Origin of the sequence: Burkholderia sp. MSMB0856 (genome assembly GCF_001524645.2) — a bacterium.
GTDB classification, from domain to species: domain Bacteria; phylum Pseudomonadota; class Gammaproteobacteria; order Burkholderiales; family Burkholderiaceae; genus Burkholderia; species Burkholderia diffusa.
The window spans coordinates 1,692,748-1,716,483 of record NZ_CP013427.1; the positions used below are offsets into that span (position 1 = coordinate 1,692,748).

Genomic DNA, 23,736 nt, shown 5'->3' on the forward strand with positions numbered 1-23,736 from the left:
GCATGCGGCCGCCTGCGAACGCGGGCCCCGTCCGGCGTCGGGCCGTCGCGTCGCGAACGCGCCATTGTAGCCGGTTGGTGTCAGGGCGCGACCGGATCGCCGCGGATACCCGGCCGGCGCCGCCGCAAGCTCCGCTCACGGGATGGCGCCTATCGTTCACCCGCGCCATCCCAGTAAGGCGGATCGCCGAAATGTTCGGCCAGGAACGCGATGAACGCGAGCGTCTTGAGCGGCACGTGCGCGCGGCTCGGGTAGACGGCCCAGATCGCGACGTCGTTCGCGAACGGGTAATCGTCGAGCACCGTGACGAGCGCGCCGCTCGCGAGCAGCGGGCCGACGTCCCAGGTCGACTTGATCGCGATGCCGAAGCCGTCGACGAGCGCTTCGCGGATCGCCTCGCCGTTGCTCGCGACGAGCCGGCCGCCGACGCGCACGGTGAGCGCGCCTTGCGGCGTGACGAACGACCAGTCGCGCTGGTCGCCGAGAATCACGCATTCGTGCTGTGCGAGGTCGGCGGGATGGCGCGGCGTCCCGTGTTCGGCGAGATACGCGGGCGAGCAGCACAGCACGCGCCGGTTGGCGGCGAGCTTGCGCGCGACCAGCGTCGAGTCCTTCAGCGCGCCGAGGCGGATCGCGACGTCGTAGCCGTCGTCGACGAGGTCGACGATCTCGTCGGATAGCCGCAGGTCGAGCGACACGGACGGGTAGCGGCGCAGGAATGCGGGGATCACGGGCGCGACGTGCTGGCGGCCGAATGACGACGACATCGACACCTTCAGCCGTCCGTACGGCTCGCTGCGGCCGTGGCCGACCGACGCGCGCGCGGCGTCGGCGGCCGACAGCAGTGCCTCGGCGCGGGCCATGAAGATTTCCCCGTCCTGCGTGAGGCTGATGCGGCGCGTGGTGCGATGCAGCAAGCGCGCGCCGAGCTGGCGCTCCAGCTGCGCGATGCGCGCGCTTGCGACCGCGGCCGACACGCCGAACTCGCGTCCGGCCGCGCTCACGTTCGCCAGCAGCGCCGCGCGCACGAACAGGCCGACGTCGAGCAGGTCGAGCGGCTTGTCGGGGGCCGGAATCGGATCGGATGCCATTGTTCTGAAATTCCTGAAAATGTTTCAGGAAATATAGCGGTTTTCTCGAATGATCGGGCCGCCTACGATGGCAGGCATGGGGCTGCGCCGCGGCCCGCCCGATTTCCCTGAAGGAGTTTCCTGATGAAAGCCGTTGGACTGACCCGTTATCTGCCGATCGACGACCCGCAGGCGCTCGTCGACGTGGAGCTGCCGCAACCCGTGCCGGGCCTGCGCGACCTGCTCGTGAAGGTCGAGGCGATCTCCGTGAACCCGGTCGACACCAAGGTGCGCGCGCCGAAGCCGCAGGTCGAGGAGGCCCCGCGCGTGCTCGGCTGGGATGCGGCCGGCACGGTCGTCGCGGTCGGTGCCGAGGTGACGATGTTCCGGCCGGGCGACGAGGTGTTCTACGCCGGCAGCATCACACGCCCCGGCGCGAACAGCGAATTTCACACGGTCGACGAGCGGATCGCGGCGATCAAGCCGCGCTCGCTCGATTTCGCGGCGTCGGCTGCGTTGCCGCTCACCGCGCTGACCGCGTGGGAGGCGCTGTTCGACCGGCTGCGCGTGTCGCCGCAGGGCGCGGACGCGGGCAAGTCGGTGCTGATCGTCGGCGGCGCGGGCGGGGTGGGTTCGATCGCGATCCAGCTTGCGAAGACGCTCGGCAAGCTGCACGTGATCGCGACTGCGTCGCGGCCGGCGTCGGCCGAATGGGTGCGCTCGCTCGGCGCGGACGACGTGGTCGACCATTTCGGCGACTTGCCCGCGCAACTGCGCGAGATCGGTCATGCGAACGTCGACTATGTACTGATCTTCAACGACACGGATCGTCATTTCCCTGCCGCGGCGGAAGTGATCCGGCCGCAGGGCGGCATTTGCACGATCGTCGAGAACGAGAAGCCGATTCCGGTCGAGTTGCTGAAGGCGAAAAGCGCCGCGTTTCACTGGGAGTTCATGTTCACGCGCGCGATGTTCGAGACGCCGGACATGGTCGAACAGCACAAGATCCTGAGCGAGGTGGCGAGGCTCGTCGACGGCGGCACGCTGCGCACGACGCTCGGCGAGCAGCTCGGCACCATCAACGCCGCGAACCTGCGGCGCGCGCACCAACTGCTCGAGGCCGGGCGCGCGATCGGCAAGCTGGTGCTGAGCGGATTCTGACCTCGAGGTCGGGGCGGAAAACCCGAGGTCGCCCGGCGTTTTCTCGAGAGGCGGCATCGCCCGTACGGGATACGGCGTCGCGAACGCAAGCGGGGTAACACCCGATGCGTTTGCGGCGCATTGCATGCCGCTTGGCGGTAGACTGGCAACGCATCATGCATCGAAAACCGCGCGGCACGCGCGTGCCGCCGCATTACAAGGAGGTCAGCATGAGCCAACGCAGCTTGTCAGTCGCCGCATCGTGGTCTGCCGTGTTCGCGGCGGCGTGCGTCAGCGCGAGCGTATTCGCGGCGCCGCCGGTCAAGGGCAGCCTGAAGGGCGGCGGGACGGGGCAACTCGAATACACCGTCAAGGTCGACTCGAAGGCCTTCGGCAATACGCAGGAGACGCGCAAGATCCGCTCGGGCGAAACGGACGACTTCAACTGGAAGTCGGTGCCGCCCGGCGGCGCGGTCGCGATGCCCGACGGTTGCCCGAACGCCGACAACCTGCCGCGCGACGCGAACGGCGCGATGGTGCGCCAGACCCAGGTGCGGCTCGCGCCGTCGGTCGACGCGAAGGGGATCGCGAACGTGCAGATGAGCTTCCAGGCCGCCGCGCCGAAAGGCACGCGCAACGTGAGCGCGGGCGGCAAGTCGCTGCAGTGCCCGGACGTGGTGTCGGTGAGTCAGGTCAAGTGGGTGTCGATTTCGACCAATGGCGGGTCGAAGTCCGTCACGATGAGCGACGGCACGAAGGTGACGGTGTCGATCAAGCGCTGAGCGGGGCGCGCGTGCCGGCAAGACGTCCGGTGCGCGCGCAACGATCGCGATGCGCATCAGGGCGATCCGGGCAGCGTCGCGCGTGACGGTTTTCCTGGCGCGCGTCTTCGGGCCTTTCCGTTGAGCGATGTTTGACTTCGTCACGCCTGGCGCGCGCCAATGGCGCGGTCATTCGCACAGGCGGCCTGCGTGACGTCCCGCGGATGTCACGCTATCCTTCCGGCATCCTCCATCTTCCCCGAACGACATTCCGATGAAACATTACATGCGCGTGCTGCTGTCGGCTGCTGCGTTCGTTGCTGCCCATGCGCAGGCGGCCGACGATTGCAGCTTCGTGAAGAAGGTCGAGCTGCCGTCGCGACAGCAGGTCGCCGTCGTGTCGAGCGGCGCGCTCGAACCGTGCTCGACCGGCAGCTACGCGGTGCGCGTGTATTCGACCGCGCATGCCGCCCCCGGCTTCGATACGGACGACTACGTGACCGGCGTGCTACATGCACGTGACGGCACCGTCGCCGATGCCTTCACGGCCGACCTCGGCGCGCGTGCGCCGCAGGCGCTCGTCGTCACGACGCGCTCGGCCGGCAGCGGCGGTTACGTCGGTGCGCAGGCCTATGTGACGACGCCGCGCGCGGTGCGGCTCGTCGCGTCGGTCGACGGGCTCGCGCCCGACGCCGACGTCACGGTCGCGTTGCGCCAGGCCATCGGCAAACGCCGCGCCGCCCGCTGACCGCACGCCACGCGGATGCCGCGTGCGCCGCAGGTCAATGCGCGCGTTCCTCGAGCCGCGTTGCAAGAAAGCGGTGATCGGCCGAGAACAACCGGCGATACGTCATCAGCACCGCGCCCACGGTGCCGAGCGCGGACGCCGCGGCGATCAGGAACATGATCACGATCTGGTAGCGCACGGCCTGCAGCGGCGACTGGCCGGCCAGCACCTGGCCCGTCATCATCCCCGGCAGGCTCACGACGCCGACGACGGCCATCTGGTTGAGCGTCGGCAGCATGCCCGCGCGCACGGCCTGGCGCGCGGCGTCCTGCGCGGCTTCCCAGCGCGTCGCACCGAGCGCCAGTACCGTCTCGACGCGGTCGCGTCGCGCGGTCAGTTCCTCCATCATCCGTTCGACGCCGAGCGACACGCCCGTGAGCGTATTGCCGAGGATCATCCCGAGGATCGGGATCGCATATTGCGGCGTGTACCACGGATGAATGCGGATCACGGCGAACAGACCGACGGCCGCGACGAACCAGCTGCTGAACCAGATCGACGCGATGCTGTCGACGCGCTGTCCGCGATACGTGTGCTTGCCGCGGCCGGCGCCCGCGAAGCCGGCAATCAGCGTCATCAACGCGGTGAGCGGCAGCACGACGGTCCAGTGCGGATGACCGAACACCCAGCCGAGCACGTAGCCGATCGCCAGCAACTGCACGACGGTGCGCACGGCGGCGAGCGCGAGCTTGCGCCCGAGACCGAGCGACAGCGCGGCCGAGATCGCACCGTTGACCGCGACGAGCGCGGCGGCGATGCCAACGTCGACGAGACTCAGATTCTGCAGAGCGGGGCTCATGGCTGCGCCTCCATCGCGTTCGCGGCGTGCAGCACGCCGGCCTGCATCACGAGCCGCATCGTGCCGATGCGGGCGGCTTGCGCCGGATCGTGCGAGATCCACATGTAGGCGCGTGCATCGGGGGCCGCGTCGAACCAGGCGCCGACGAGCGCTTCGATCGCGCGCGTCGAGTCGGGGTCGAGCGCGGACGTCGGTTCGTCGAGCAACAGCACGTCGGGGTCGAGCTGCAGCACGCGCAGGAGCGCGGCGATCTGCGCTTCGCCGCCCGACAGTTCGCTCGCCCGCTTGTCGAGAAAATCGGCGCCGCGACCGGCGCGTGCCGCGAGCGCTTCGGCGCGGGCACGGTCGAACGTCACGTCGCGATAGATCGCGAGTGAATACGGATAGCGCAACTGCGCTTCGACGGTCCCGTCCATCTGCGCGGGCCGCTGCCGCACGTAGGCGACGCTGCGCCGGTATCGCGGAATCGCGCCGCGCCTGATCCGGTTGCCGCGCCACAGGATATGCCCGCCGTCGAGCGGGTCCAGCAACGCGAGCGCGCGCAGCAGCACGCTCTTGCCGGAGCCCGACGGTCCCGTGATAGCAATTCGCGATCCCGCGGCGAGACTGAAGTCGGTCGGCGCCAGCAGTGTCTTGCCGCTGCTGGCGTCGCGGCGCGTGATGTGCTGCGCATCGATGAGACCGGAGGGGACTGTCATGTCACAAATGAAAAAAAGCGTTAATGGCGCCGAAGCGTTACTGCAGCGTGCGCCATAATACCTATTGAAAAGCCGCCGGTGTCGTGCTCCGTTCACTCACGCAAGTGGCCCGACATGGCGCGCAAACTCTGCAGAACAACAACGGAACCGCCATGACGCTAGCACGAGCCATCGGCAAATCGGCTGCATGGATCGTCGGTATCGTCGCACTGATCCTCGCGGCGGCCGGCATCTTCATTTTCACGTTCGACTGGAACCACGCGAAACCGTGGGTCAACGAACATGTGAGTACCGCACTTGGCCGCCCGTTCGCGATCAACGGTGATCTCAAGGTCGGCTGGCGCCGCCCCGACGGCGAGACCGGCTGGCGCGCATGGGTGCCCTGGCCGAGCTTCTCCGCCACGCAACTTGAGATCGGCAACCCGGACTGGGCAAAGGGGCCGAAGTTCGTCACGCTCGATGCCGCGCATTTCGATCTCGCGATTCTTCCGCTCCTCGCGCACGAAATCGTCATTCCGTCGATCGATGTCGTCAATCCCGCGGTCGACCTCGAGCGGCTCGCCGATGGCCGCAATACGTGGACCTTCCAGTTCAAGCAATCGTCGCAGCCGTCGCCGTGGAAGGTGCGGCTCGACAGCTTCGGTTTCGCGAAGGGCGTCGTCACGTATCGCGATGCGATCACGAAGGCCGATCTCACGGTCGCGATCGATACGCTCGGCCAGCCGATTCCGCTCGGCGACGTGCTGAAGGAGCAGGAGCAAACGTCGCGCGCGGCGTCGGCGCAGCGTGTCGGCAAGAGCGGCGCCGCCCGACTGAGCGCGCAGGCGAGTGCCGAGGCTGCGTCGGGTGCGTCGGCGGCGCAAGGCGCGAGCGGGGCGTCCGCCGCAACGGCGTCGGGTGCCTCCGCCGCCGCGCCGGCTACTTCGGTTTCCTCCGCATCCACGGCCGTGCCGGCATCCGGCGCGAGCGGTGCGTCCGCTGCGTCGGGTGCCGCTGCGCCCGCGAAGCCGGCCGGCCCGACGTATGCGTTCGGGCTCAAGGTCGACGGCCGCTACAAGAACGTGCCGATCAGCGGCACCGGCAAGGTGGGCGGCGTGCTGGCGGTCGAGAACGCGACGCAGCCGTTCCCGCTGCAGGCCGACGTAAAGGCCGGCGACACGCGGCTGGCGATCGTCGGCACGCTGACCGACCCGATGCATCTCGCGGCACTCGACCTGCGTCTGTGGCTGCAAGGCACGTCGATGTCGCACCTCTACCAGATCACCGGCATTACGCTGCCGGACACGCCGCCGTATGCGACCGAGGGGCGCCTGATCGGCAACATCAAGCAGCACGCGAGCACGTTCCGCTACGAGAATTTCAACGGCCGCGTCGGCGGCAGCGATCTCCGCGGCACGCTCACCTGGGCGCAGCGCGAGCCGCGGCCGAAGCTGTCGGGCGAGCTCGTGTCGAACCTGCTGCAGTTCTCCGACCTCGCGCCGGTGATCGGCGCCGATTCGGCCGCGAGCAAGGCGAAGCGCGGCGATACGACGCGCCAGCCGCCGGACCGCGTGCTGCCGGTCGCGACGTTCCGCACCGAGCGCTGGAGCGCGATCGACGCGGACGTGAAGTTCACCGGGCGCAAGCTGATCAAGAGCCCGCAACTGCCGATCACCGACCTCTACACGCACATCCTGCTGCAGGACGGCGTGCTGTCGCTCGAACCGCTGCAGTTCGGCGTCGCGGGCGGCACGCTCGCGACCAACGCGCATCTCGACGGCAGCCGCACGCCGCTCAAGGGCCGCTTTACACTGGCCGCGCGTCACTTGAGGCTGAAGCAACTGTTCCCGACGCAGAAGGTGATGCAGACCGCGCTCGGCGAAATCAACGGCGACGCGTCGCTGTCGGCGACCGGCAACTCGCCGGCCGCGCTCGCGGCGACGTCGACCGGCGAAGTGAAAGCGCTCATCACGGATGGCCGCATCAGCCTGCTGCTGATGGAGGCGGCAGGGCTGAACGTCGCGAATGTCGTCTACGAGAAGCTGTTCGGCACCCGCGACGTGAACATCAATTGCGCGGCGATCGACTTCGTCGCGAACGACGGCATGCTCGACCCGAAGGTGTTCGCGCTCGATACGGACGACGCGCTGATCAACGTCGACGGCCCGGTCAACCTGCGCGATGAATCGATCGATCTGAAGATCCATCCGCATACGAAGGGTTTCCGGGTCTTCTCGTTGCGTTCGCCGTTGTACGCGAAGGGCACGTTCAAGAACCCGAAGGTCGGCGTCGACGCCGGCGCGCTCGCGCTGCGCGCGGGCGCAATGGTCGGGCTGGGCCTGATCAACCCGTTCGCGGCGCTGATTCCGCTGATCGCGCCGAGCAATAACCGCGACGTGCCGTGCTCGGAGCTGTTCGGGCAGATGAAGGCCAAGGCGGCGCAGAAGGAGGCGCTGAAGGCCGGCAAGTGAGGATGTCCGGGGCAGGGCCGGCGCCGCGCGCGGCGGCCCGGCTGGCGGGGCCGGAACGGGGCGGTCGGCAGTTTCTCCGATACCTGCTAAAATACACGGTTTTCCGTCGATTTCTCTCTTACGGGACCTGCCGTGCTTTCTACTGCCAACATCACGATGCAATTCGGGCCGAAGCCCTTGTTCGAGAATATCTCGGTCAAATTCGGCGAGGGCAACCGCTATGGTCTGATCGGCGCGAACGGCTGCGGCAAGTCGACCTTCATGAAGATCCTCGGCGGCGACCTCGAGCCGAGCGCCGGCAACGTCGCGCTGGAGCCGAACGTGCGCTTGGGCAAGCTGCGCCAGGACCAGTTCGCGTACGAAGACGTGCGCGTGCTCGACGTCGTGATGATGGGCCACACCGAGATGTGGGCTGCGATGACCGAGCGCGACGCGATCTACGCGAACCCGGATGCCACCGACGACGACTACATGCACGCGGCCGAGCTCGAAGGCAAGTTCGCCGAATACGGCGGCTACGACGCCGAGGCGCGCGCGGGCGCGCTGCTGCTCGGCATCGGCATCGAGGAGAAGTTCCACAACGGCACGATGGCCGATGTCGCGCCGGGCTGGAAGCTGCGCGTGCTGCTCGCGCAGGCGCTGTTCTCGAAGCCGGACGTGCTGCTGCTCGACGAACCGACCAACAACCTGGACATCAACTCGATCCGTTGGCTCGAGCACACGCTCAACGAGTACAACTCGACGATGATCATCATCTCGCACGATCGTCACTTTCTGAACTCGGTGTGCACGCACATGGCCGACATGGACTTCGGCACGCTGAAGGTCTGGCCGGGCAACTACGACGACTACATGCTCGCATCGGCACAGGCGCGCGAGCGCCAGGCCGCGGCGAACGCGCGCGCGAAGGAGCGCGTGGCCGAGCTGCAGGACTTCGTGCGCCGCTTCTCGGCGAACAAGTCGAAGGCCCGCCAGGCAACGAGCCGCGCGAAGCAGATCGACAAGATCAAGATCGAGGAATTCAAGCCGTCGTCGCGTCAGAACCCGTTCATTCGCTTCGAGTTCGAGAAGAAGCTGCACAACGTCGCGGTGGTCGCCGAAGACATCACGAAGAAGTACGAGCGCACGATCTTCCAGAACTTCAACCTCTCGGTGCAGCCGGGCGAGCGCATTGCGATCATCGGCGAGAACGGCGCGGGCAAGACGACGCTGCTGCGTTCGCTGCTCGGCGCGCTGCAGCTCGATCACGGCACGGTGAAGTGGTCCGAGAACGCGAATGTCGGCTACATGCCGCAGGACACGTACGAGGAGTTCCCGAACGACATCACGCTGATGGACTGGATCGACCAGTACCGCAAGGACGGCGACGACGAAACGATGGTGCGCGGCACGCTGGGCCGCCTGCTGTTCTCGTCGGACGACATCAAGAAGTCGGTGAAGGTGCTGTCGGGCGGCGAGAAGGGCCGCATGATCTGGGGCAAGCTGATGCTCGGCCGCCACAATGTGCTGCTGATGGACGAGCCGACCAACCACATGGACATGGAGTCGATCGAGTCGCTGCAGATCGCGCTCGAGCAGTTCGAAGGCACGCTGATCTTCGTGTCGCACGACCGCGAATTCGTGAGCGGGCTGGCGAACCGGATCATCGAAGTGCGCACGGACGGCACGCTGTTCGACTTCGGCGGGAATTACGAGGAGTTCCTCACGAGCCAGGGGCAGGAGTAATTGTCCGGGCAGCCATGCCCGATCTGATGTACCGGAAGCCCGCCAGGTGGAAGCCTGGCGGGCTTTTTCGCATCCAGGCCGACCAAGTGAGCGCGTGCCGCGCCAGCCCGGCGGCCCGATGAAGGGAAAATGTCAGGTCGGGCGTGGCGCCCGCGATCACGATTCGACGCGGCGGCGCCGTTCTCCGCCGGCAGCCGCTTGCACCACCTCGCGCGCCGCCCGGCGCGTCAATCCGCGAGCCGCTTGTCGGCGAGCGCCTTGCAGCAGTCTTCGTACACCCATTGCACGAGTTTCGCCCGGTAGTCGAGATCGTCGGTATCGACGATTTCCTCGACCGCGTCGCGCGCCCACGACGCGTCGACGAAATCGGCGTGCCGCTTTGCGATGTCCTGCGCCAGCGCGGCCAGCTTCGCGATCGCGAGCCAGTCTGACTGCCGGTGGTGGCGGTCGAGCCAGCGGTGTGCGGCCTGCACCTGGAACGACGCATCCGGCCAGGATTCGTTCAGGTAAAACGCGCCGAGATTGCCGCAGGTGAGCCAGCACAGCAGCTCCAGGCGATCTTGCGAGCCGAGGATATGGGGTGCGTCGGTCATGGCAGCGCTCACGAAAGCATCGATTCCGGGTGGCGCGGCCTGCAGCAGCCGGCGCCGATAGTAAAAACATAGCACGATGCGGGGCGCGAGGTGCGACCTCGTGACGCGCCGGCGCGGCGCGGATGCCGCAGTGGCGGGAAGCGGGCGGCCGGCGCCCGGTCCCCGGCGTCCGCGCGGGCCGTTCGGCGACGCTCGAAGTCACGTTCTGCGTCGTCGCGGAGCCGCGCCGCACTCGTTAGAATGGCCGTTTTCCGGGAGACAGGAAGCGATGAAAATCTACGATCAGTTCTATATCGACGGCGCATGGCGCAAGCCGGCCGGAACGGGCACGATCGACGTGATCGACTCGGGCACCGAGGCCGTGATCGGCCGGATTCCCGAGGGCGTGGCGTCGGACGCGCAGGACGCGATCCGCGCGGCGCGCGCGGCATTCGACGCATGGGCCGCGACGCCGGCCGCGACGCGCGCGGCCTATCTGCGCAAGATCGTCGAGCGTCTGCAGGCGCGCAGCGAGGAACTCGCGCAGTCGATCACAGGCGAAGTCGGGATGCCGATCAAGCTGTCGCGCGCGATCCAGGTCGGCGGTCCGATCTACAACTGGAAGGCATACGCGAAGCTCGCCGAATCGTTCGAATTCGAGGCGAAGGTCGGCAACTCGCTGGTGGTGCGCGAGCCGGTCGGCGTCGTCGCGGCGATCACGCCGTGGAACTACCCGCTCAACCAGATCACGCTGAAGGTCGCGCCGGCGCTGGCGGCCGGCTGCACGGTCGTCCTGAAGCCGTCCGAAGTCGCGCCGCTCAACGCGTTCATGCTCGCCGAGGCGATTCACGAAGCGGGCCTGCCGGCGGGGGTGTTCAACCTCGTGTGCGGTTATGGCCCGGTCGTCGGCGAGGTGCTGGCGACCGATCCGGACGTCGACATGGTGTCGTTCACGGGTTCGACGCGCGCCGGCAAGCGCGTGGCCGAACTCGCGGCGGCGGGCGTGAAGCGCGTCGCGCTCGAACTGGGCGGCAAGTCGGCGTCGGTGATTCTCCATGACGCCGATTTCGCGGTGGCGGTGAAGGGTACGGTCAACGCGTGCTACCTGAACGCGGGCCAGACCTGTTCGGCGCACACGCGGATGCTGGTGCCGGAGGCGCGCTACGACGAGGCGCGCGCGATCGCGAAGGCGGCAGCCGAAGCGTATGTCGCGGGCGACCCGCGTCAGGAAACGACGCGCCTCGGCGCACTCGCATCGGCCGTGCAGCAGCAGCGCGTGCAGGCGTACATCCAGCGCGGAATCGACGACGGCGCGGAACTCGTGACCGGCGGCACGGGCTTGCCGGAAGGGCTCGCGAAGGGCTTCTTCGTGAAGCCGACGGTGTTCGGCCGCGTCGATCCGAAATCGACGATCGCGCAGGAAGAGATCTTCGGGCCGGTGCTGTCGATCATCACGTATCGCGACGAAGACGAAGCCGTGCGCATCGCGAACGATTCGCCGTACGGGCTCGGCGGCGCGGTATGGGCGGGCAGCGACGAACGCGCGATGCGCGTCGCGCGCCGCATCCGCACGGGGCAGGTCGACATCAACGGCGGCACGTGGAACGGCGCCGCGCCGTTCGGCGGCTACAAGCAGTCGGGACACGGTCGCGAAAACGGTGTGTACGGGCTCGAAGAGTATCTCGAATACAAGTCGATGCAGCTCAAGCCGGTGAATCCGGCCTGAGCGTTTCACGCCGCATGACCCGGAACGGCACGCTCGCGTGCCGTTTTTTTATTGACCGCCGTCAAGGTGCGCGCCGGTGGATCCGTCGATCATCGCGTTTCCGATTTCCGATGTTTCGACGAGGTTCAGATGACCGCACGCACTTCCTTCCCGCCGCTCACGATTCGCGGCCGCACCTTGCTGCCCGTGGTGCAGGGCGGCATGGGCGTCGGCATCTCCGCGCACCGCCTCGCGGGCAGCGTCGCGCGCGAAGGCGCGCTCGGCACGATCGCGAGCATCGACCTGCGTCACCACCATGCGGACTTGCTCGCACGCTGTCGCGCGAATCCCGATCGCGCAACGCTGGAGGCCGCGAACCTCGAGGCGCTCGCGCGCGAGATTCGCCTCGCGAAGACCTACAGCGAAGGACGCGGGATGATCGCGGTCAACGTGATGAAGGCGGTGAGCGCGCATGCGGACTACGTGCGCGTCGCGTGCGACGAAGGCGCGGACGCGATCGTGATGGGCGCAGGCCTGCCGCTCGATCTGCCCGATCTCACGCAGGGTTATGACATCGCGCTGATCCCGATCCTGTCGGACAGCCGCGGGATCGCGCTGGTGCTGAAGAAGTGGATGAAGAAGGGGCGGCTGCCCGACGCGATCGTGATCGAGCATCCCGCGCATGCGGGCGGCCATCTCGGCGTCACGCAGATCGACGACATGCACGACGCGCGCTTCGATTTCGCGCGCGTGCTCGACGAGACCGCGCAGGTGATGGCGTCGCTCGGTCTCGCACGCGACACGATCCCGCTGATCGTCGCGGGCGGGATCAACAGTCACGACACGGTGCGTGCGGCGCTCGCGGCCGGCGCGAACGGCGTCCAGGTGGGAACGCCGTTCGCGGTGACGGAAGAGGGCGATGCGCATCCGAACTTCAAGCGCGTGCTGGCCGATGCGCTGCCCGAGGACATCGTCGAATTCGTCAGTGTGACGGGGCTGCCGGCGCGCGCGGTGAAGACTCCCTGGCTCGATCGCTACCTGCGCAACGAAACGCGCATTCGCGACAAGCTCGGCGCGTTCAAGCAGCGCTGCCCGACCGCGCTCGAGTGCCTGAGCGTCTGCGGACTGCGCGACGGCATCGAAAAGTTCGGCCATTTCTGCATCGACACGCGGCTCTCGGCCGCGTTGCGCGGCGACGTCGCGAACGGCCTGTTCTTCCGCGGCCGCGAAGCGCTGCCGTTCGGCAACGCGATCCGCAGCGTGCGCGATCTGCTCGACCTGCTGCTGACGGGCCGTGCGACGGAGCCTGCGACAAACCGTCCAATGTTTACGCTGGCTTGACGGATATCAAGACGACGCAAAGACCCTACATGGAGAATGGAATAAATTCTACAAGGGGTCCGTACCATGCACAAAACGATTCGAACATGCATCACCGCTGCCGCCGTGGCGGCGAGCCTCGTCACGCTGCCCTCGCTGTCAAACGCGGCGTCGGCGGGAGACGGGATCAACCAGGGTGACGTCCTGGTCCGGCTGCGCGCGATCAGCATCCAGCCGAACGAGCGCGCGAGCGATACGCTCGGCGCGATCAATACAGGCGTGAACAACGCGATCGTGCCGGAACTCGACTTCACCTACATGATCCGCGACTACCTGGGCGTGGAGCTGATTCTGGGCACGTCGCGGCACCAGATGACATCGAGCCTCGGCAATCTCGGCGGCGTGGGCGTGCTGCCGCCGACGCTGCTGCTGCAGTACCACTTCAACCATGCAGGCAAGGTGCGGCCGTACGTCGGCGCGGGCCTGAACTACACGTACTTCTACAACAACGGGCTCAACGTCGGCGGGGAAGGCGTGTCGATCAACAAGAGCAGCTTCGGTCCCGCGCTGCAGTTCGGCGTCGACGTGCAGTTGACGAAGAAGGTGTTCATGAACGTCGACGTGAAGAAGATCTGGATGAGCACCGATGCGACGCTCGGCGACAAGGGCATCGGCACGCTGCACATCGATCCGCTGATCGTCGGCGTGGGCGTCGGGATGAAGTTCTAGACGCGAGCGAAAAAGAACAGAGTTGGGGTTGGCGGCATGGCAGTCGGCATGCCGCTCTTTTTTTGTGCGACGGATTTACAGCTTGTCGTACTGAAAGCGCATCGCGGTGCCTTCGCGCGTGATGCGCTCCCACACCGCGCGTTTCTCGTCGTCGCTCAGGAACACCCAGTTCGACACTTCGCCGGCCGTGCGGCCGCAGCCCTTGCAGACTTCGTCGAAGAGGGTCGAGCACACGCCGATGCAGGGGCTGTCGGGCAGGTCGTGGAGGTTGGAGGCCATCGGAAGGGTTCGCGCGTTGAATCGTCAGGGCGTCATTTTAATGCATCGCGACGACGCGCCCCGGCCGCGATCCCGGCGGCGCGACGGTCACCCGTCCGGACGGTTTCGCGGCCGCCTTCTTTTCCTGATGGACAGACGCCGATTACCCGATAGAATTCCCCCGGAACGCCCCGCTGCGCGGGCCGCCCGAGCGGCCGGCGGCGGCAATCTGTTCCGTTTGCGCGACACCGGCATGATTTTTTTGTGACGGAGCGCGAATGGTGGTAGCGTTCGGGGTTTTCGAGGGGCGGCGTGCCGGGATGCGCCGCCATGACGAGGCAGACGGCAGCCGGACACGGGTTCGGCCGGAGGGAGAACGGGATGAAAGCAAAGGTAGTGGGCCGGTTCGCAGCGCTAGCGCTGTGCGTGGGTGCATCGGCGGCGGCGGCGAAGGATACGCAGCTCAATGTCTATAACTGGTCCGATTACATTGCGAAGGACACGATCCCGAACTTCGAGAAGCAGGCGGGCGTCAAGGTTCGCTACGACAACTACGACAGCGACGACACGCTGCAGGCGAAGCTGCTGACGGGTAGCTCGGGCTACGACATCGTCGTGCCGACCAGCAACTATGCGGGCAAGCAGATCGCGGCCGGCATCTTCACGCCGCTCGACAAGTCGAAGCTGCCGAACCTCAAGTACCTCGATCCGCAACTGATGGCGCTCGTCGCCGGCGCGGACCCGGGCAACAAGTATTCGGTGCCCTGGGCGTACGGCACGACCGGTCTCGCGTACAACCTGACGAAGGCGCAGCAGGCGCTCGGCAAGGTTCCGCTCGACAACTGGGACATCCTGTTCAAGCCGGAAAACATCTCGAAGCTGAAGACCTGCGGCGTGTCGGTGCTCGACGCGCCGGACCAGATGTTCGCGGCGGCGCTGCACTACATCGGCAAGGATCCGATGAGCACGAACCCGGCCGACTACAAGGCCGCGATGGAAGTGCTGAAGAAGATCCGCCCGTACATCACGCAGTTCAACTCGTCGGGCTACATCAACGACCTGGTCGGCGGCGACATCTGCTTCGCGTTCGGCTGGTCGGGCGACGTCGTGATCGCGAAGCATCGCGCGATCGAGGCGAAGAAGCCGTACAAGGTCGAGTACTACATTCCGAAGGGCGGCGCGCCGGTATGGTTCGACGTGATGGCGATCCCGAAGGACGCGAAGAACAAGGACGCCGCGCTGCAGTGGATCAACTACATCGAGGATCCGAAGGTGCACGCGGCGATCACGAACGCCGTGTACTACCCGAGCGCGAACGCCGAGGCACGCAAGTACGTGCGGCCGGACGTCGCGAACGACCCGGCCGTCTACCCGCCGGCCGACGTCGTGAAGACGCTGTTCCTGCTCAAGCCGCTGCCGCCTGAAATCCAGCGTCTGCAGACGCGTCTGTGGACCGAGCTGAAATCGGGCCGCTGAAGCGAGCCGGAGCAGGCCAGCAGTCATGAAGCCCCTGGTGTCCCCGGGGGCTTTGTTCGTCAAACGCAGGAGAGAAGCAGCACATCATGAATAGCCAGTCGGGTGCGCCGGTCGCGGGCGCGCCGTCCTTCGTTCCTTCGTCCGGCGCCGACGCGCGCGCCGAGAACTTTGTTCAGATTGTCGACGTCGTCAAGAAATTCGGCGAGACCGAAGTGGTACGCAACGTGAACCTGACGGTGCGCCAGGGCGAGCTGTTCGCGCTGCTCGGCAGCTCGGGTTCCGGCAAGTCGACGCTGCTGCGCATGCTCGCGGGTCTCGAGACGGTCACGTCGGGCAAGATCCTGATCGACGGCGAGGACCTCGCGCAGATGCCGCCGTACAAGCGGCCCGTGAACATGATGTTCCAGTCGTATGCGCTGTTCCCGCACATGTCGGTCGAATCGAACGTCGCATACGGCCTCAAACAGGAAGGTACGCCGAAGGCGGAGCTGAAGGAGCGCGTCGCGGCGGCGCTTGACCTCGTGCAGATGAGCAAGTACGCGAAGCGCAAGCCGCACCAGCTGTCGGGCGGCCAGCAGCAGCGCGTCGCGCTCGCGCGTTCGCTCGTCAAGCGCCCGAAGGTGCTGCTGCTCGACGAGCCGATGTCGGCGCTCGACAAGCAGATCCGCCAGCGCACGCAGATCGAGCTCGTCAACATCCTGAACAAGGTCGGCGTCACCTGCATCATGGTCACGCACGACCAGGAAGAGGCGATGACGATGGCGAACCGGCTTGCCGTAATGAGCGAAGGGCAGATCGTGCAGATCGGCTCGCCGAACGAAGTCTACGAATATCCGAACAGCCGCTTCTCGGCCGAGTTCATCGGCTCGACCAACCTGTTCGAAGGCGTCACCGTCGAGGACGAACCCGACTACGTCTACATCGAATCGCCGGAGCTGCCGAGCCGGCTGTACGTGAGCCACGGGATCACGGGCCCGCTCGGGATGCCGGTCACGGTGTCGGTGCGCCCCGAGCGGATCGCGCTCACGCGCAAGCCGCCCGAGGGCGCGTTCAACTGGGCGCGCGGCAAGATCACCAACGTTGCGTACATGGGCGGCTATTCGCTGTATCACGTGAAGCTCGATGCGGGCAAGACGGTGATCGCGAACGTGTCGAGCCTCGCGATCTCCGAGCTCGACACCCCGTCGCTCGGCGACGAGATCTACGTGCGCTGGAGCGCGACCGCGGGCGTGGTGCTGACGTCATGAGCACGCTCAAGTCCCTGCTTGCATGGCCCGTGCGGCGCTTCAACCTGACCGGCGGCTCGGCGGTCGTCGCGGGGCCGTACACGTGGCTCGTGCTGTTCTTCCTCGTGCCGTTCGTGCTGGTCGTGAAGATCAGTTTCGCGGAGCTGCAGCTCGGCATTCCGCCGTATACGGAACTCGCGTCATACGCGGACGGCGTGGTGCACATCGCGCTGAATCTGTCGCACTATGCGTTCCTGCTCACCGACAGCCTGTATTTCGCGACCTACGTGAATTCCGTGGTGGTCGCGGCGATCACGACGCTGCTGTGCCTGCTGATCGGCTATCCGATGGCGTATTACATCGCGCGTTCGAACCCGGCGACCCGCAACCTGCTGATGATGGGCGTGATGTTGCCGTTCTGGACGTCGTTCCTGATTCGCGTGTACGCATGGATCGGGATCCTGAAGAACAACGGGCTCCTGAACAACTTCCTGATGTGGATCGGCCTGACCCACACGCCGATCGAGCTGTACCGCACGAACTACGCGGTGTACATCGGGATGGTGTATTCGTACCTGCCGTTCCTCGTGATGCCGCTGTACGCGCACCTCGTGAAGATGGACCTGCGCCTGCTCGAGGCTGCGTACGACCTGGGAGCCAGGCCGTGGAGGGCGTTCGTGCAGATCACGCTGCCGCTGTCGAAGAACGGGATCATCGCGGGCTGCCTGCTGGTGTTCATTCCGGCGGTCGGCGAGTATGTGATTCCGGAATTGCTCGGCGGCGCGAACACGCTGATGATCGGCCGCGTGATGTGGAATGAATTCTTCAATAACGCAGACTGGCCGATGGCATCGGCCGTGACCTGCGCGATGGTGCTGCTGCTGCTCGTGCCGATGGCGATGTTCCAGCACTTCCAGGCGAAGGAGCAGGAGGGCCGCCGTCGATGAAGCCGAATCGTTACCTGCAGTTCGCGGCGCTCTTCGCCGGTTTCGCGTTCCTGTACATCCCGATCATCAGCCTGATCGTCTATTCGTTCAACGAGTCGAAGCTCGTCACCGTGTGGTCGGGTTTCTCGTTCCGCTGGTACTCGGCGCTCGTGGAGGACGACGAACTGCTGACGGCCGCATGGCTGTCGCTGAAGATCGGCGTGCTGACCGCGTTCGCGTCGGTGTTCATCGGCACGTGGGCCGGCTTCGTGCTCGCGCGGATGGGCCGCTTTCGCGGCTTCGCGCTGTTCAGCGGCATGATCAACGCGCCGCTGGTGATTCCCGAGGTGATCCAGGGGATCTCGCTGCTGCTGCTGTTCATCGAACTGGCGAAGTGGATCGGCTGGCCGGCCGAGCGCGGCGTGTTCACGATCTGGCTGGGCCACGTGATGCTGTGCATCTCCTACGTCGCGATCATCGTGCAGTCGCGTGTGCGCGAACTGAACCCGTCGCTCGAGGAAGCCGCGCTCGATCTGGGCGCGACGCCGCTGAAGGTGTTCTTCACGATCACGCTGCCGCTGATCTCGCAGGCGCTGATCGCGGGCTGGCTGCTGTCGTTCACGCTGTCGATCGACGACCTCGTGCTGTCGGCGTTCCTGTCGGGCCCCGGCTCGACGACGTTGCCGCTCGTCGTGTTCTCGCGCGTGCGCCTCGGCCTGAACCCGGAGATGAACGCGCTCGCGACGCTGTTCATCGTCGCGGTGACGGCCGGCGTGGTGATCGCGAACTTCGTGATGCTGCGTCAGGAGCGCAAGCGGATGATGTCGTTCGCGACCTGACGCGCGCACGGCTGTCGTCATGAAAAACGCCCGGTGCCGACGTCGAGTCGGACCGGGCGTTTTCCTTATGTACCGCGCCGAGGCGCTCAGTATGCGAAGCTCTTGCCGGGCGTCTTCCACACTGCCGTGGCCATAGTGCAAGCCTGCAGCGTCGCGGCGCTGCCGGCCGGCGCGAGGCAGCGGCCGGTGGCCTGCGACACGAGTTGCGCTGTGCCCGGCAGCGTGCCGGCCTTCACCTGCCACTGCTGGCTCGCCGTGCCGGGCACGCAGGTGCGCAGCAGCGCGCCGTTGGCCGAGCCGGGCGCCTGCGCGGTGAGGCAGTAGCTGTACTTGGTCTGCAGCGTGCCGTCGCTGGCCACGACCCACAGTTGCGGATTGAAGTGCGTGCCGCCGGATGCGCGCACCGACGCGAGCGTCGGGCATGCGCCGAGCGTTGCGACGCTGCCGTCGGTCAGGCCGCCCGACGCCGTCAGGCATGCGCCGCCGCTTTTTACGAGGCCGGCGGCCGATTGCTGCGGCCCGCCGATCAGCGTGGCGACGCCATTCGCTTGCGACGCGGTCGCATAGCTCGCCGGACACGACTTGTTGACCGTGACCGAGGGTGCCGGGACCGACACTGCGTTGCCGATCGCGTCATACGCGCGAATGCTGAACTGCGCGTCCGTATGCGCGATCGACGCGCAACTCGTGCGGCTCGAGTTCCAGTCGAAATATTCGACCCACTGGCTGATCCAGCCGACGGGCACCTGCGTCTGCGTGGTGCCGACGTAGATGCTGCCGATATCGAAGCTGTCGCCGGTTGTACCGTTCGTCACGTCGGTCACGTTGCTCTTGAACCAGCCGGGGCCCTGGCTCGTGTCCGGCGTGATGCGGAACCGGTACGTGTGGCCCGCGTGCCATTCGTAGCGATAGCGGCATTGCGCGCCCGCGCTGCCGTCCGTCGCCGAGCCGCTGACCGTGCAATAGCTTCCCGCGCCGATGCCCGCGCTCGCGGGCGTGCCGGGTTTGGCGGCGGTCGCGCCCCACAGGCTGAACAGGAACTGCTTGCCGACGCCTTCGCTGGCCGACACCAGCTCGGTCGACTGCAGGCCGGTGTAGCCGTTGAGCGAACCGATCTGGTTCGACCAGAAGACGTTCGAGTTCGGGCCCGGGTCCGTTGCCGGCGTGATGAACAGGTCGAGCGTGCCGACGCTGCGCACGGACGACGGGAACCACGTGTTGCTGTAGAGCCCAGGTGTCGAGCCGAGGAAACCGGATAGCGTTGGCGCGGTGGCGGCCGTCAGCGTCGCGAGCCCTGCGGCCGTATCGGCCGTGATCGTGAAGCTGCGCGCGCCTGCCGGCGGCAGCGCCGCGACCGGCGGCACACCGAGCGTGAAGCCGAGCGTGCAGGTGCCACCCGCCGGCACCGTCATGCCCGACAACGCGATGCGCGACGTGCCGTCGTCGGTGAGCGTGCCGCCACACGTGCTGGTGAGGCTGCTCGCGCTGAAACCGGATGGCATGCCGATGAAGAGCCCGGCGGCAGCGGGCGCGGTGCCGGTGTTGGCGAGCTTGAGCGTTGCCTTGTCGGTTCCGCCGACCGACGGGGAGAGACTGGCGAGCGTCAGCGTCGCCGTATAGGCGGATGCGGCTAGCGCGGTGAGTGGCGTCAACAGCAGTGCGGCAAGTGCCGCGCTTCCTCGTTTACCGATGTGCATGACCGGACTCCATTGTTCTTGTTGGTGTCGACGCGCCGGGCAACGGCGCGCGGGGAGTCTAGCATGCGGCTCGCGGCGGTTTTGCGACGGCGCGGGCGGCTCCTGCGCAGGACGCGGGGGCGATTCCCGCGCCCCGGTTCACGCGCCGAACGCCGCCTTCGCCAGCAGCCCGAGCGCGACGCAGACGAGCACCGCGGCGAAGCCGGCCTGCACGTGCCGCGCGGACAGGTGCCGGGACGCATTGCGTCCGATTGCCATGCCAATCGCGGTCGCGACCGTGAACCACAGCATCATGTCGAGCGGCGCGCGCGTGCCCGACACGAGCGTCGCGAGCACGCCGCCGGTGCCGACCAGCGCGATCACCATCAGCGACGTCGCGACCACGCCGTGCATCGACACGTTCGTGAACTTGCGCAGCATCGGCACGATCACGAAGCCGCCGCCGACGCCGAGCAAGCCCGTCATCAGCCCCGTCACCGCGCCGGTCGACGCGAGCGCGAGCCCGACCGGCCATGACCACACGAGGCGGCCCGTATCGGGATTCACGCGGCCGACGCATAACCGCGATTCGTCCGCGTCGCCGGAGGCGTGGCGGAGTGCCTGCCGCAACAGGCGGCTCGCGACGACCAGCATCGTCAGCGCGAACAGCGCCAGCAGCACGCGTTGCGGCAGCACGTGCGCGAGCTTCACGCCGAGCGTCGTGAGCGGCACGCCCGCCACGGCCATCAACAGCGCCGCGCGATAGCGCACGAGCCCGCGACGAAACCCTTCGAGCGCGCCGAGCGCGGCACTGCCCGCGACCGCGACGAGCGCGACGGGCGTGGCCTGCTGCATCGGCCAGCCCATCCCGACGACGAGCGCGGGCACCGCGAGAATGCCGCCGCCCGCGCCGGTGAGGCCGAGCACGGCGCCGACGAGGCTGCCGAGTACGAGGGAAATCAGCATGGTGTCATCGGGTTCCGGTCAACGTGCGATCGCGGGCTTCGCGAGCCATTCGCGGCCCTTGAGCATCGCCTTCCAGTAGAGCGGCGGCAGCAGGCGCTCCTTGAGCAGCCACGCGAGCCGGGACGGACGCCTGCCGTCGATCAGCCACGCGGGGAAGGTCGGCGCGACCTTGCCGCCGTAGAGGAATTCGGCGAGCACGATCTTGCCGCGCTCGACGGTGAGCGGGCACGACCCGTAGCCGTCGTACGCGGCGTCGCCGTGCGCGCGGCCCAGCGACGCGAGCACATTGTGCGCGACGACGGGCGCCTGCTTGCGCGCGGCCGCGGCGGTTTTCGCGTTGGTCGTGTTGGTGACGTCGCCGAGCGCGAAGATGTCCGCGAACTGCTTGTGCCGCAGCGTCGCCGGATCGACGTCGATCCAGCCGGCCGCATCGGCGAGCGGGCTCGCGCGCACGAAATCGGGCGCCTTCTGCGGCGGCACGACGTGGATCATGTCGAACGCGCGCTCGACGGTTTCCGTGCCGCCGTCGGGCAACGCGCGCCGGAACGTCGCGCGCCGCGCGGACCCGTCGATCGCGACGAGGTTGTGGCCGAACGACAGCGCGATGTCGTAGCTTTTCACGTACTCCATCAACGCGGGCACGTAGTCGGCGACCCCGAACAGCGCGGCGCCCGCATTCAGGAACTCGACGTTCGCGGCGCCGAGGCGGCCCGTGCGCCGCCAGTGATCGCACGACAGGTACATCGCCTTTTGCGGCGCGCCCGCGCACTTGATCGGCATCGGCGGCTGCGTGAACAGCGCGTTGCCGCCGCGGAACGCCTGCACCAGTTCCCACGTGTACGGCGCGAGGTCGTAGCGATAGTTCGACGTGACGCCGTTGCGGCCGAGCGTTTCCGCGAGGCCGTCGATCGCGTGCCAGTCGAGCTTGAGCCCCGGACACACGATCAGCTTGCGGTAGCCGATGCGCCGGCAGCCATCGAGCACCACGGTGTGCGCGTCGGGCTCGAAGCCGGCGACGGCGGCCTGGATCCATTTCACGCCGCGCGGCAGCAGGTCGACGATCCGGCGCGCGGTCGTGTCGGGCCGGAACACGCCTGCGCCGACCATCGTCCAGCCGGGCTGGTAGTAGTGCGTCTCGGCCGGGTCGATCACCGCGATATCGAGCGATGCGTCGCGCGCAAGCAGGCTCGACGCGACCGCGACGCCGGCCGCGCCCGCGCCGACGATCACGATGTCGTGCCGCGCGTCGACGGCCGGCGCGGCCTGGCGGCCGTCCTGCGCGAGTCCTTGCGCGGAACCTCGTGTGAGACGCGGCGCGAGCGCGGCGAGGTCATAGCCGGCCGTGGCGGCGATCGCGACGATGTCGCCGGCCGGACGCCTGTCGGCCTGCGACAGCGCCCACAGCGTCGCCGAGCGCGTGCCGCTGCGGCAGTATGCGAGTACCGGGCCGGCGAGCGACGCGACGAGCGCGTCGAACTGCCGGGCCTGATCGTCGGTGACCTTGCCGGTATCGACGGGCAGGTAATGGACGGCGATGCCGAGCGGCGCGGCGGCGGCGCGAATCTCGGCGACGGTCGGCTGGTCGGCGCCTTCGCCGTCCGGGCGGTTGCAGACGATCGTGCGGATGCCGGCCGCGTGGAGCGCGGGCAGGTCGGTCGCGGCGATCTGGGGCGAGACCGACAGCAGGTCGGTCAGCGAACGGATGGTCATGTCGGGGGTTCTCCGGTCGGGGCGGCGGCTCAGATCGCGTCGAGCGGGATCTTCAGGTAACGCACGCCATTGTTTTCGGGCTCGGGCAGGTGGCCGGCGCGCATGTTGACCTGCACGGACGGCAGCATCAGCACGGGCATGTCGAGCGTCGCGTCGCGTGCGGTGCGCATGGCGACGAAATCGTCCTCGGTCACCCCGTCCTTCACATGCACGTTCGCGCGGCGCTGCTCCGCCACGGTCGTCACGAACTGCACGTCGCGGCCGCCCGGCTGGTAGTCGTGGCACAGATACAGGCGCGTGTCGGGCGGCAGGGCGAGCACGCGCGCGATCGAGCGATACAGTGTGCGTGCGTCGCCGCCCGGGAAATCGCAGCGGGCGGTGCCGTAGTCGGGCATGAACAGCGTGTCGCCGACGAACGCGGCACGCTGCGTCGCGTCGTCGACGCAGTAGGTCAGGCACGCGGGCGTGTGGCCCGGCGTGTGCAGCGCGCGAATCGTCAGCGCGCCGAGCGCGAGCGTGTCGCCGTCGTCGAGCAGCCGATCGAACTGGCTGCCGTCCTGCGCGAAGCTCGGGCCGGCGTTGAACAGCGTGCCGAACACGTGCTGCACGCGGCGCACGTGCGAGCCGATCGCGATCTGCCCGCCGACATGCGCCTTCAGGTACGGCGCGGCCGACAGATGGTCGGCGTGCACGTGCGTTTCCAGCAGCCAGTGCACGGTCGCACCGAGTTCGGCGACGCGCGCGATCAGGCGGTCGGCGCTGGCGGTGCGCGTGCGGCCCGATTTCGGGTCGTAGTCGAGCACGCTGTCGATCAGCGCGCACGCGCGGCTCGCGGTGTCGAGCAACAGGTAGCTGACGGTATGGGTCGCCGGGTCGAAAAAGCCTTCGACCGACAGCATGGGG

At 67.4% G+C, this 23,736-nt stretch carries 21 protein-coding genes; 12 read left to right on the top strand and 9 right to left on the bottom strand.

Annotation, left to right across the window (positions count from 1 at the left end; genetic code table 11):
* Window positions 1-149: 149 nt before the first annotated feature.
* Window positions 150-1,091 (bottom strand): LysR family transcriptional regulator, encoded by a 942-nt coding sequence (locus WS87_RS09185; RefSeq protein ID WP_059814456.1) that lies wholly within the window; start codon window positions 1,089-1,091, stop codon window positions 150-152.
* Between the two features lie 123 nt (window positions 1,092-1,214).
* Here WS87_RS09185 and WS87_RS09190 point away from each other — a divergent pair, with 123 nt between their 5' ends.
* The 3 genes from WS87_RS09190 (at window position 1,215) to WS87_RS09200 (ending at window position 3,719) form a co-directional block, all read left to right on the top strand.
* Window positions 1,215-2,231 carry a zinc-binding alcohol dehydrogenase family protein gene (locus WS87_RS09190; RefSeq protein ID WP_059814453.1) on the top strand — a complete coding sequence of 339 codons (1,017 nt, stop codon included), beginning with the start codon at window positions 1,215-1,217 and terminating at the stop codon, window positions 2,229-2,231.
* A gap of 209 nt (window positions 2,232-2,440) precedes the next feature.
* Window positions 2,441-2,992, top strand: a complete 552-nt coding sequence (locus WS87_RS09195) for a DUF6013 family protein (protein WP_059814486.1) — start codon at window positions 2,441-2,443, stop codon at window positions 2,990-2,992.
* A gap of 253 nt (window positions 2,993-3,245) precedes the next feature.
* On the top strand, window positions 3,246-3,719 hold the full coding sequence (locus tag WS87_RS09200; RefSeq protein WP_059814450.1) for a PliI family lysozyme inhibitor of I-type lysozyme: 474 nt from the start codon (window positions 3,246-3,248) through the stop codon (window positions 3,717-3,719).
* 34 nt (window positions 3,720-3,753) lie between these two features.
* Here WS87_RS09200 and WS87_RS09205 read toward each other — a convergent pair whose 3' ends face one another.
* Together WS87_RS09205 and WS87_RS09210 are read right to left on the bottom strand one after the other, a co-directional pair.
* On the bottom strand, window positions 3,754-4,557 hold the full coding sequence (locus WS87_RS09205) for an ABC transporter permease (RefSeq protein WP_059814447.1): 804 nt from the start codon (window positions 4,555-4,557) through the stop codon (window positions 3,754-3,756).
* Complete coding sequence (locus WS87_RS09210) at window positions 4,554-5,255, bottom strand: ABC transporter ATP-binding protein (RefSeq protein WP_059814444.1); 702 nt, start codon at window positions 5,253-5,255, stop codon at window positions 4,554-4,556. Before WS87_RS09210 ends, WS87_RS09205 begins: the two co-directional genes overlap by 4 nt.
* Before the next feature lie 152 nt (window positions 5,256-5,407).
* Here WS87_RS09210 and WS87_RS09215 point away from each other — a divergent pair, with 152 nt between their 5' ends.
* A complete protein-coding gene (locus WS87_RS09215; RefSeq protein ID WP_059814441.1) occupies window positions 5,408-7,705 on the top strand; it encodes an AsmA family protein in 2,298 nt (765 codons plus the stop codon).
* Window positions 7,706-7,837: 132 nt separating this feature from the next.
* Window positions 7,838-9,430, top strand: a complete 1,593-nt coding sequence (locus WS87_RS09220; RefSeq protein ID WP_059524228.1) for an ABC-F family ATPase — start codon at window positions 7,838-7,840, stop codon at window positions 9,428-9,430.
* A gap of 227 nt (window positions 9,431-9,657) precedes the next feature.
* On the opposite strand, the gene WS87_RS09225 is transcribed toward WS87_RS09220, so the two are convergent.
* Window positions 9,658-10,023: a hypothetical protein gene (locus WS87_RS09225; protein WP_059467440.1), complete on the bottom strand. Its 366-nt coding sequence runs from the start codon at window positions 10,021-10,023 to the stop codon at window positions 9,658-9,660.
* Window positions 10,024-10,291: 268 nt separating this feature from the next.
* Between WS87_RS09225 and WS87_RS09230 the strand changes: the two genes are divergently transcribed.
* The 3 genes from WS87_RS09230 to WS87_RS09240 all read left to right on the top strand — a co-directional run bounded on the left by WS87_RS09230 (window position 10,292) and on the right by WS87_RS09240 (window position 13,756).
* A complete protein-coding gene (locus WS87_RS09230) occupies window positions 10,292-11,728 on the top strand; it encodes an aldehyde dehydrogenase family protein (RefSeq protein WP_059814438.1) in 1,437 nt (478 codons plus the stop codon).
* A gap of 129 nt (window positions 11,729-11,857) precedes the next feature.
* A complete protein-coding gene (locus tag WS87_RS09235; RefSeq protein ID WP_059814483.1) occupies window positions 11,858-13,048 on the top strand; it encodes an NAD(P)H-dependent flavin oxidoreductase in 1,191 nt (396 codons plus the stop codon).
* Between the two features lie 66 nt (window positions 13,049-13,114).
* Window positions 13,115-13,756, top strand: a complete 642-nt coding sequence (locus WS87_RS09240; protein ID WP_059814436.1) for an OmpW/AlkL family protein — start codon at window positions 13,115-13,117, stop codon at window positions 13,754-13,756.
* A gap of 75 nt (window positions 13,757-13,831) precedes the next feature.
* On the opposite strand, the gene WS87_RS09245 is transcribed toward WS87_RS09240, so the two are convergent.
* Window positions 13,832-14,035 carry a DUF1289 domain-containing protein gene (locus tag WS87_RS09245; protein WP_027784516.1) on the bottom strand — a complete coding sequence of 68 codons (204 nt, stop codon included), beginning with the start codon at window positions 14,033-14,035 and terminating at the stop codon, window positions 13,832-13,834.
* Window positions 14,036-14,395: 360 nt separating this feature from the next.
* Between WS87_RS09245 and WS87_RS09250 the strand changes: the two genes are divergently transcribed.
* The 4 genes from WS87_RS09250 to WS87_RS09265 all read left to right on the top strand — a co-directional run bounded on the left by WS87_RS09250 (window position 14,396) and on the right by WS87_RS09265 (window position 18,481).
* Complete coding sequence (locus WS87_RS09250; RefSeq protein WP_059524232.1) at window positions 14,396-15,490, top strand: polyamine ABC transporter substrate-binding protein; 1,095 nt, start codon at window positions 14,396-14,398, stop codon at window positions 15,488-15,490.
* A gap of 86 nt (window positions 15,491-15,576) precedes the next feature.
* Window positions 15,577-16,737: an ABC transporter ATP-binding protein gene (locus tag WS87_RS09255; protein WP_059814432.1), complete on the top strand. Its 1,161-nt coding sequence runs from the start codon at window positions 15,577-15,579 to the stop codon at window positions 16,735-16,737.
* Window positions 16,734-17,663, top strand: a complete 930-nt coding sequence (locus tag WS87_RS09260) for an ABC transporter permease subunit (protein WP_059691659.1) — start codon at window positions 16,734-16,736, stop codon at window positions 17,661-17,663. Before WS87_RS09255 ends, WS87_RS09260 begins: the two co-directional genes overlap by 4 nt.
* The gene (locus WS87_RS09265) at window positions 17,660-18,481 is read left to right on the top strand and encodes an ABC transporter permease subunit (protein WP_059524235.1); all 822 of its coding nucleotides are present in this window, start codon (window positions 17,660-17,662) and stop codon (window positions 18,479-18,481) included. The genes WS87_RS09260 and WS87_RS09265 overlap by 4 nt, the downstream gene beginning before the upstream one ends.
* Before the next feature lie 86 nt (window positions 18,482-18,567).
* Here the strand turns inward: WS87_RS09265 and WS87_RS09270 are convergent, their stop codons facing one another.
* The 4 genes from WS87_RS09270 to WS87_RS09285 all read right to left on the bottom strand — a co-directional run bounded on the left by WS87_RS09270 (window position 18,568) and on the right by WS87_RS09285 (window position 23,732).
* Window positions 18,568-20,178 (bottom strand): RICIN domain-containing protein, encoded by a 1,611-nt coding sequence (locus tag WS87_RS09270; protein WP_082750520.1) that lies wholly within the window; start codon window positions 20,176-20,178, stop codon window positions 18,568-18,570.
* A gap of 138 nt (window positions 20,179-20,316) precedes the next feature.
* Window positions 20,317-21,123, bottom strand: coding sequence for a sulfite exporter TauE/SafE family protein (locus tag WS87_RS09275; RefSeq protein ID WP_059814425.1), 807 nt, complete (start codon window positions 21,121-21,123; stop codon window positions 20,317-20,319).
* A gap of 18 nt (window positions 21,124-21,141) precedes the next feature.
* Entirely contained in the window at window positions 21,142-22,833 is a 1,692-nt protein-coding gene (locus WS87_RS09280) for a bifunctional protein tyrosine phosphatase family protein/NAD(P)/FAD-dependent oxidoreductase (RefSeq protein WP_059814423.1), read from the bottom strand.
* A gap of 29 nt (window positions 22,834-22,862) precedes the next feature.
* The gene (locus WS87_RS09285) at window positions 22,863-23,732 is read right to left on the bottom strand and encodes an MBL fold metallo-hydrolase (RefSeq protein WP_442861409.1); all 870 of its coding nucleotides are present in this window, start codon (window positions 23,730-23,732) and stop codon (window positions 22,863-22,865) included.
* Window positions 23,733-23,736 lie beyond the last annotated feature (4 nt).

What these genes read in the sequence shown, in the direction of transcription:
- WS87_RS09185 (WP_059814456.1), bottom strand. Translation starts at nt 1,091, where the DNA reads ATGGCATCCGATCCGATTCCGGCCCCCGACAAGCCGCTCGACCTGCTC.
- WS87_RS09190 (WP_059814453.1), top strand. Translation starts at nt 1,215, where the DNA reads ATGAAAGCCGTTGGACTGACCCGTTATCTGCCGATCGACGACCCGCAG.
- WS87_RS09195 (WP_059814486.1), top strand. Translation starts at nt 2,441, where the DNA reads ATGAGCCAACGCAGCTTGTCAGTCGCCGCATCGTGGTCTGCCGTGTTC.
- WS87_RS09200 (WP_059814450.1), top strand. Translation starts at nt 3,246, where the DNA reads ATGAAACATTACATGCGCGTGCTGCTGTCGGCTGCTGCGTTCGTTGCT.
- WS87_RS09205 (WP_059814447.1), bottom strand. Translation starts at nt 4,557, where the DNA reads ATGAGCCCCGCTCTGCAGAATCTGAGTCTCGTCGACGTTGGCATCGCC.
- WS87_RS09210 (WP_059814444.1), bottom strand. Translation starts at nt 5,255, where the DNA reads ATGACAGTCCCCTCCGGTCTCATCGATGCGCAGCACATCACGCGCCGC.
- WS87_RS09215 (WP_059814441.1), top strand. Translation starts at nt 5,408, where the DNA reads ATGACGCTAGCACGAGCCATCGGCAAATCGGCTGCATGGATCGTCGGT.
- WS87_RS09225 (WP_059467440.1), bottom strand. Translation starts at nt 10,023, where the DNA reads ATGACCGACGCACCCCATATCCTCGGCTCGCAAGATCGCCTGGAGCTG.
- WS87_RS09230 (WP_059814438.1), top strand. Translation starts at nt 10,292, where the DNA reads ATGAAAATCTACGATCAGTTCTATATCGACGGCGCATGGCGCAAGCCG.
- WS87_RS09235 (WP_059814483.1), top strand. Translation starts at nt 11,858, where the DNA reads ATGACCGCACGCACTTCCTTCCCGCCGCTCACGATTCGCGGCCGCACC.
- WS87_RS09240 (WP_059814436.1), top strand. Translation starts at nt 13,115, where the DNA reads ATGCACAAAACGATTCGAACATGCATCACCGCTGCCGCCGTGGCGGCG.
- WS87_RS09245 (WP_027784516.1), bottom strand. Translation starts at nt 14,035, where the DNA reads ATGGCCTCCAACCTCCACGACCTGCCCGACAGCCCCTGCATCGGCGTG.
- WS87_RS09250 (WP_059524232.1), top strand. Translation starts at nt 14,396, where the DNA reads ATGAAAGCAAAGGTAGTGGGCCGGTTCGCAGCGCTAGCGCTGTGCGTG.
- WS87_RS09255 (WP_059814432.1), top strand. Translation starts at nt 15,577, where the DNA reads ATGAATAGCCAGTCGGGTGCGCCGGTCGCGGGCGCGCCGTCCTTCGTT.
- WS87_RS09260 (WP_059691659.1), top strand. Translation starts at nt 16,734, where the DNA reads ATGAGCACGCTCAAGTCCCTGCTTGCATGGCCCGTGCGGCGCTTCAAC.
- WS87_RS09265 (WP_059524235.1), top strand. Translation starts at nt 17,660, where the DNA reads ATGAAGCCGAATCGTTACCTGCAGTTCGCGGCGCTCTTCGCCGGTTTC.
- WS87_RS09270 (WP_082750520.1), bottom strand. Translation starts at nt 20,178, where the DNA reads ATGCACATCGGTAAACGAGGAAGCGCGGCACTTGCCGCACTGCTGTTG.
- WS87_RS09275 (WP_059814425.1), bottom strand. Translation starts at nt 21,123, where the DNA reads ATGCTGATTTCCCTCGTACTCGGCAGCCTCGTCGGCGCCGTGCTCGGC.
- WS87_RS09280 (WP_059814423.1), bottom strand. Translation starts at nt 22,833, where the DNA reads ATGACCATCCGTTCGCTGACCGACCTGCTGTCGGTCTCGCCCCAGATC.
- WS87_RS09285 (WP_442861409.1), bottom strand. Translation starts at nt 23,732, where the DNA reads ATGCTGTCGGTCGAAGGCTTTTTCGACCCGGCGACCCATACCGTCAGC.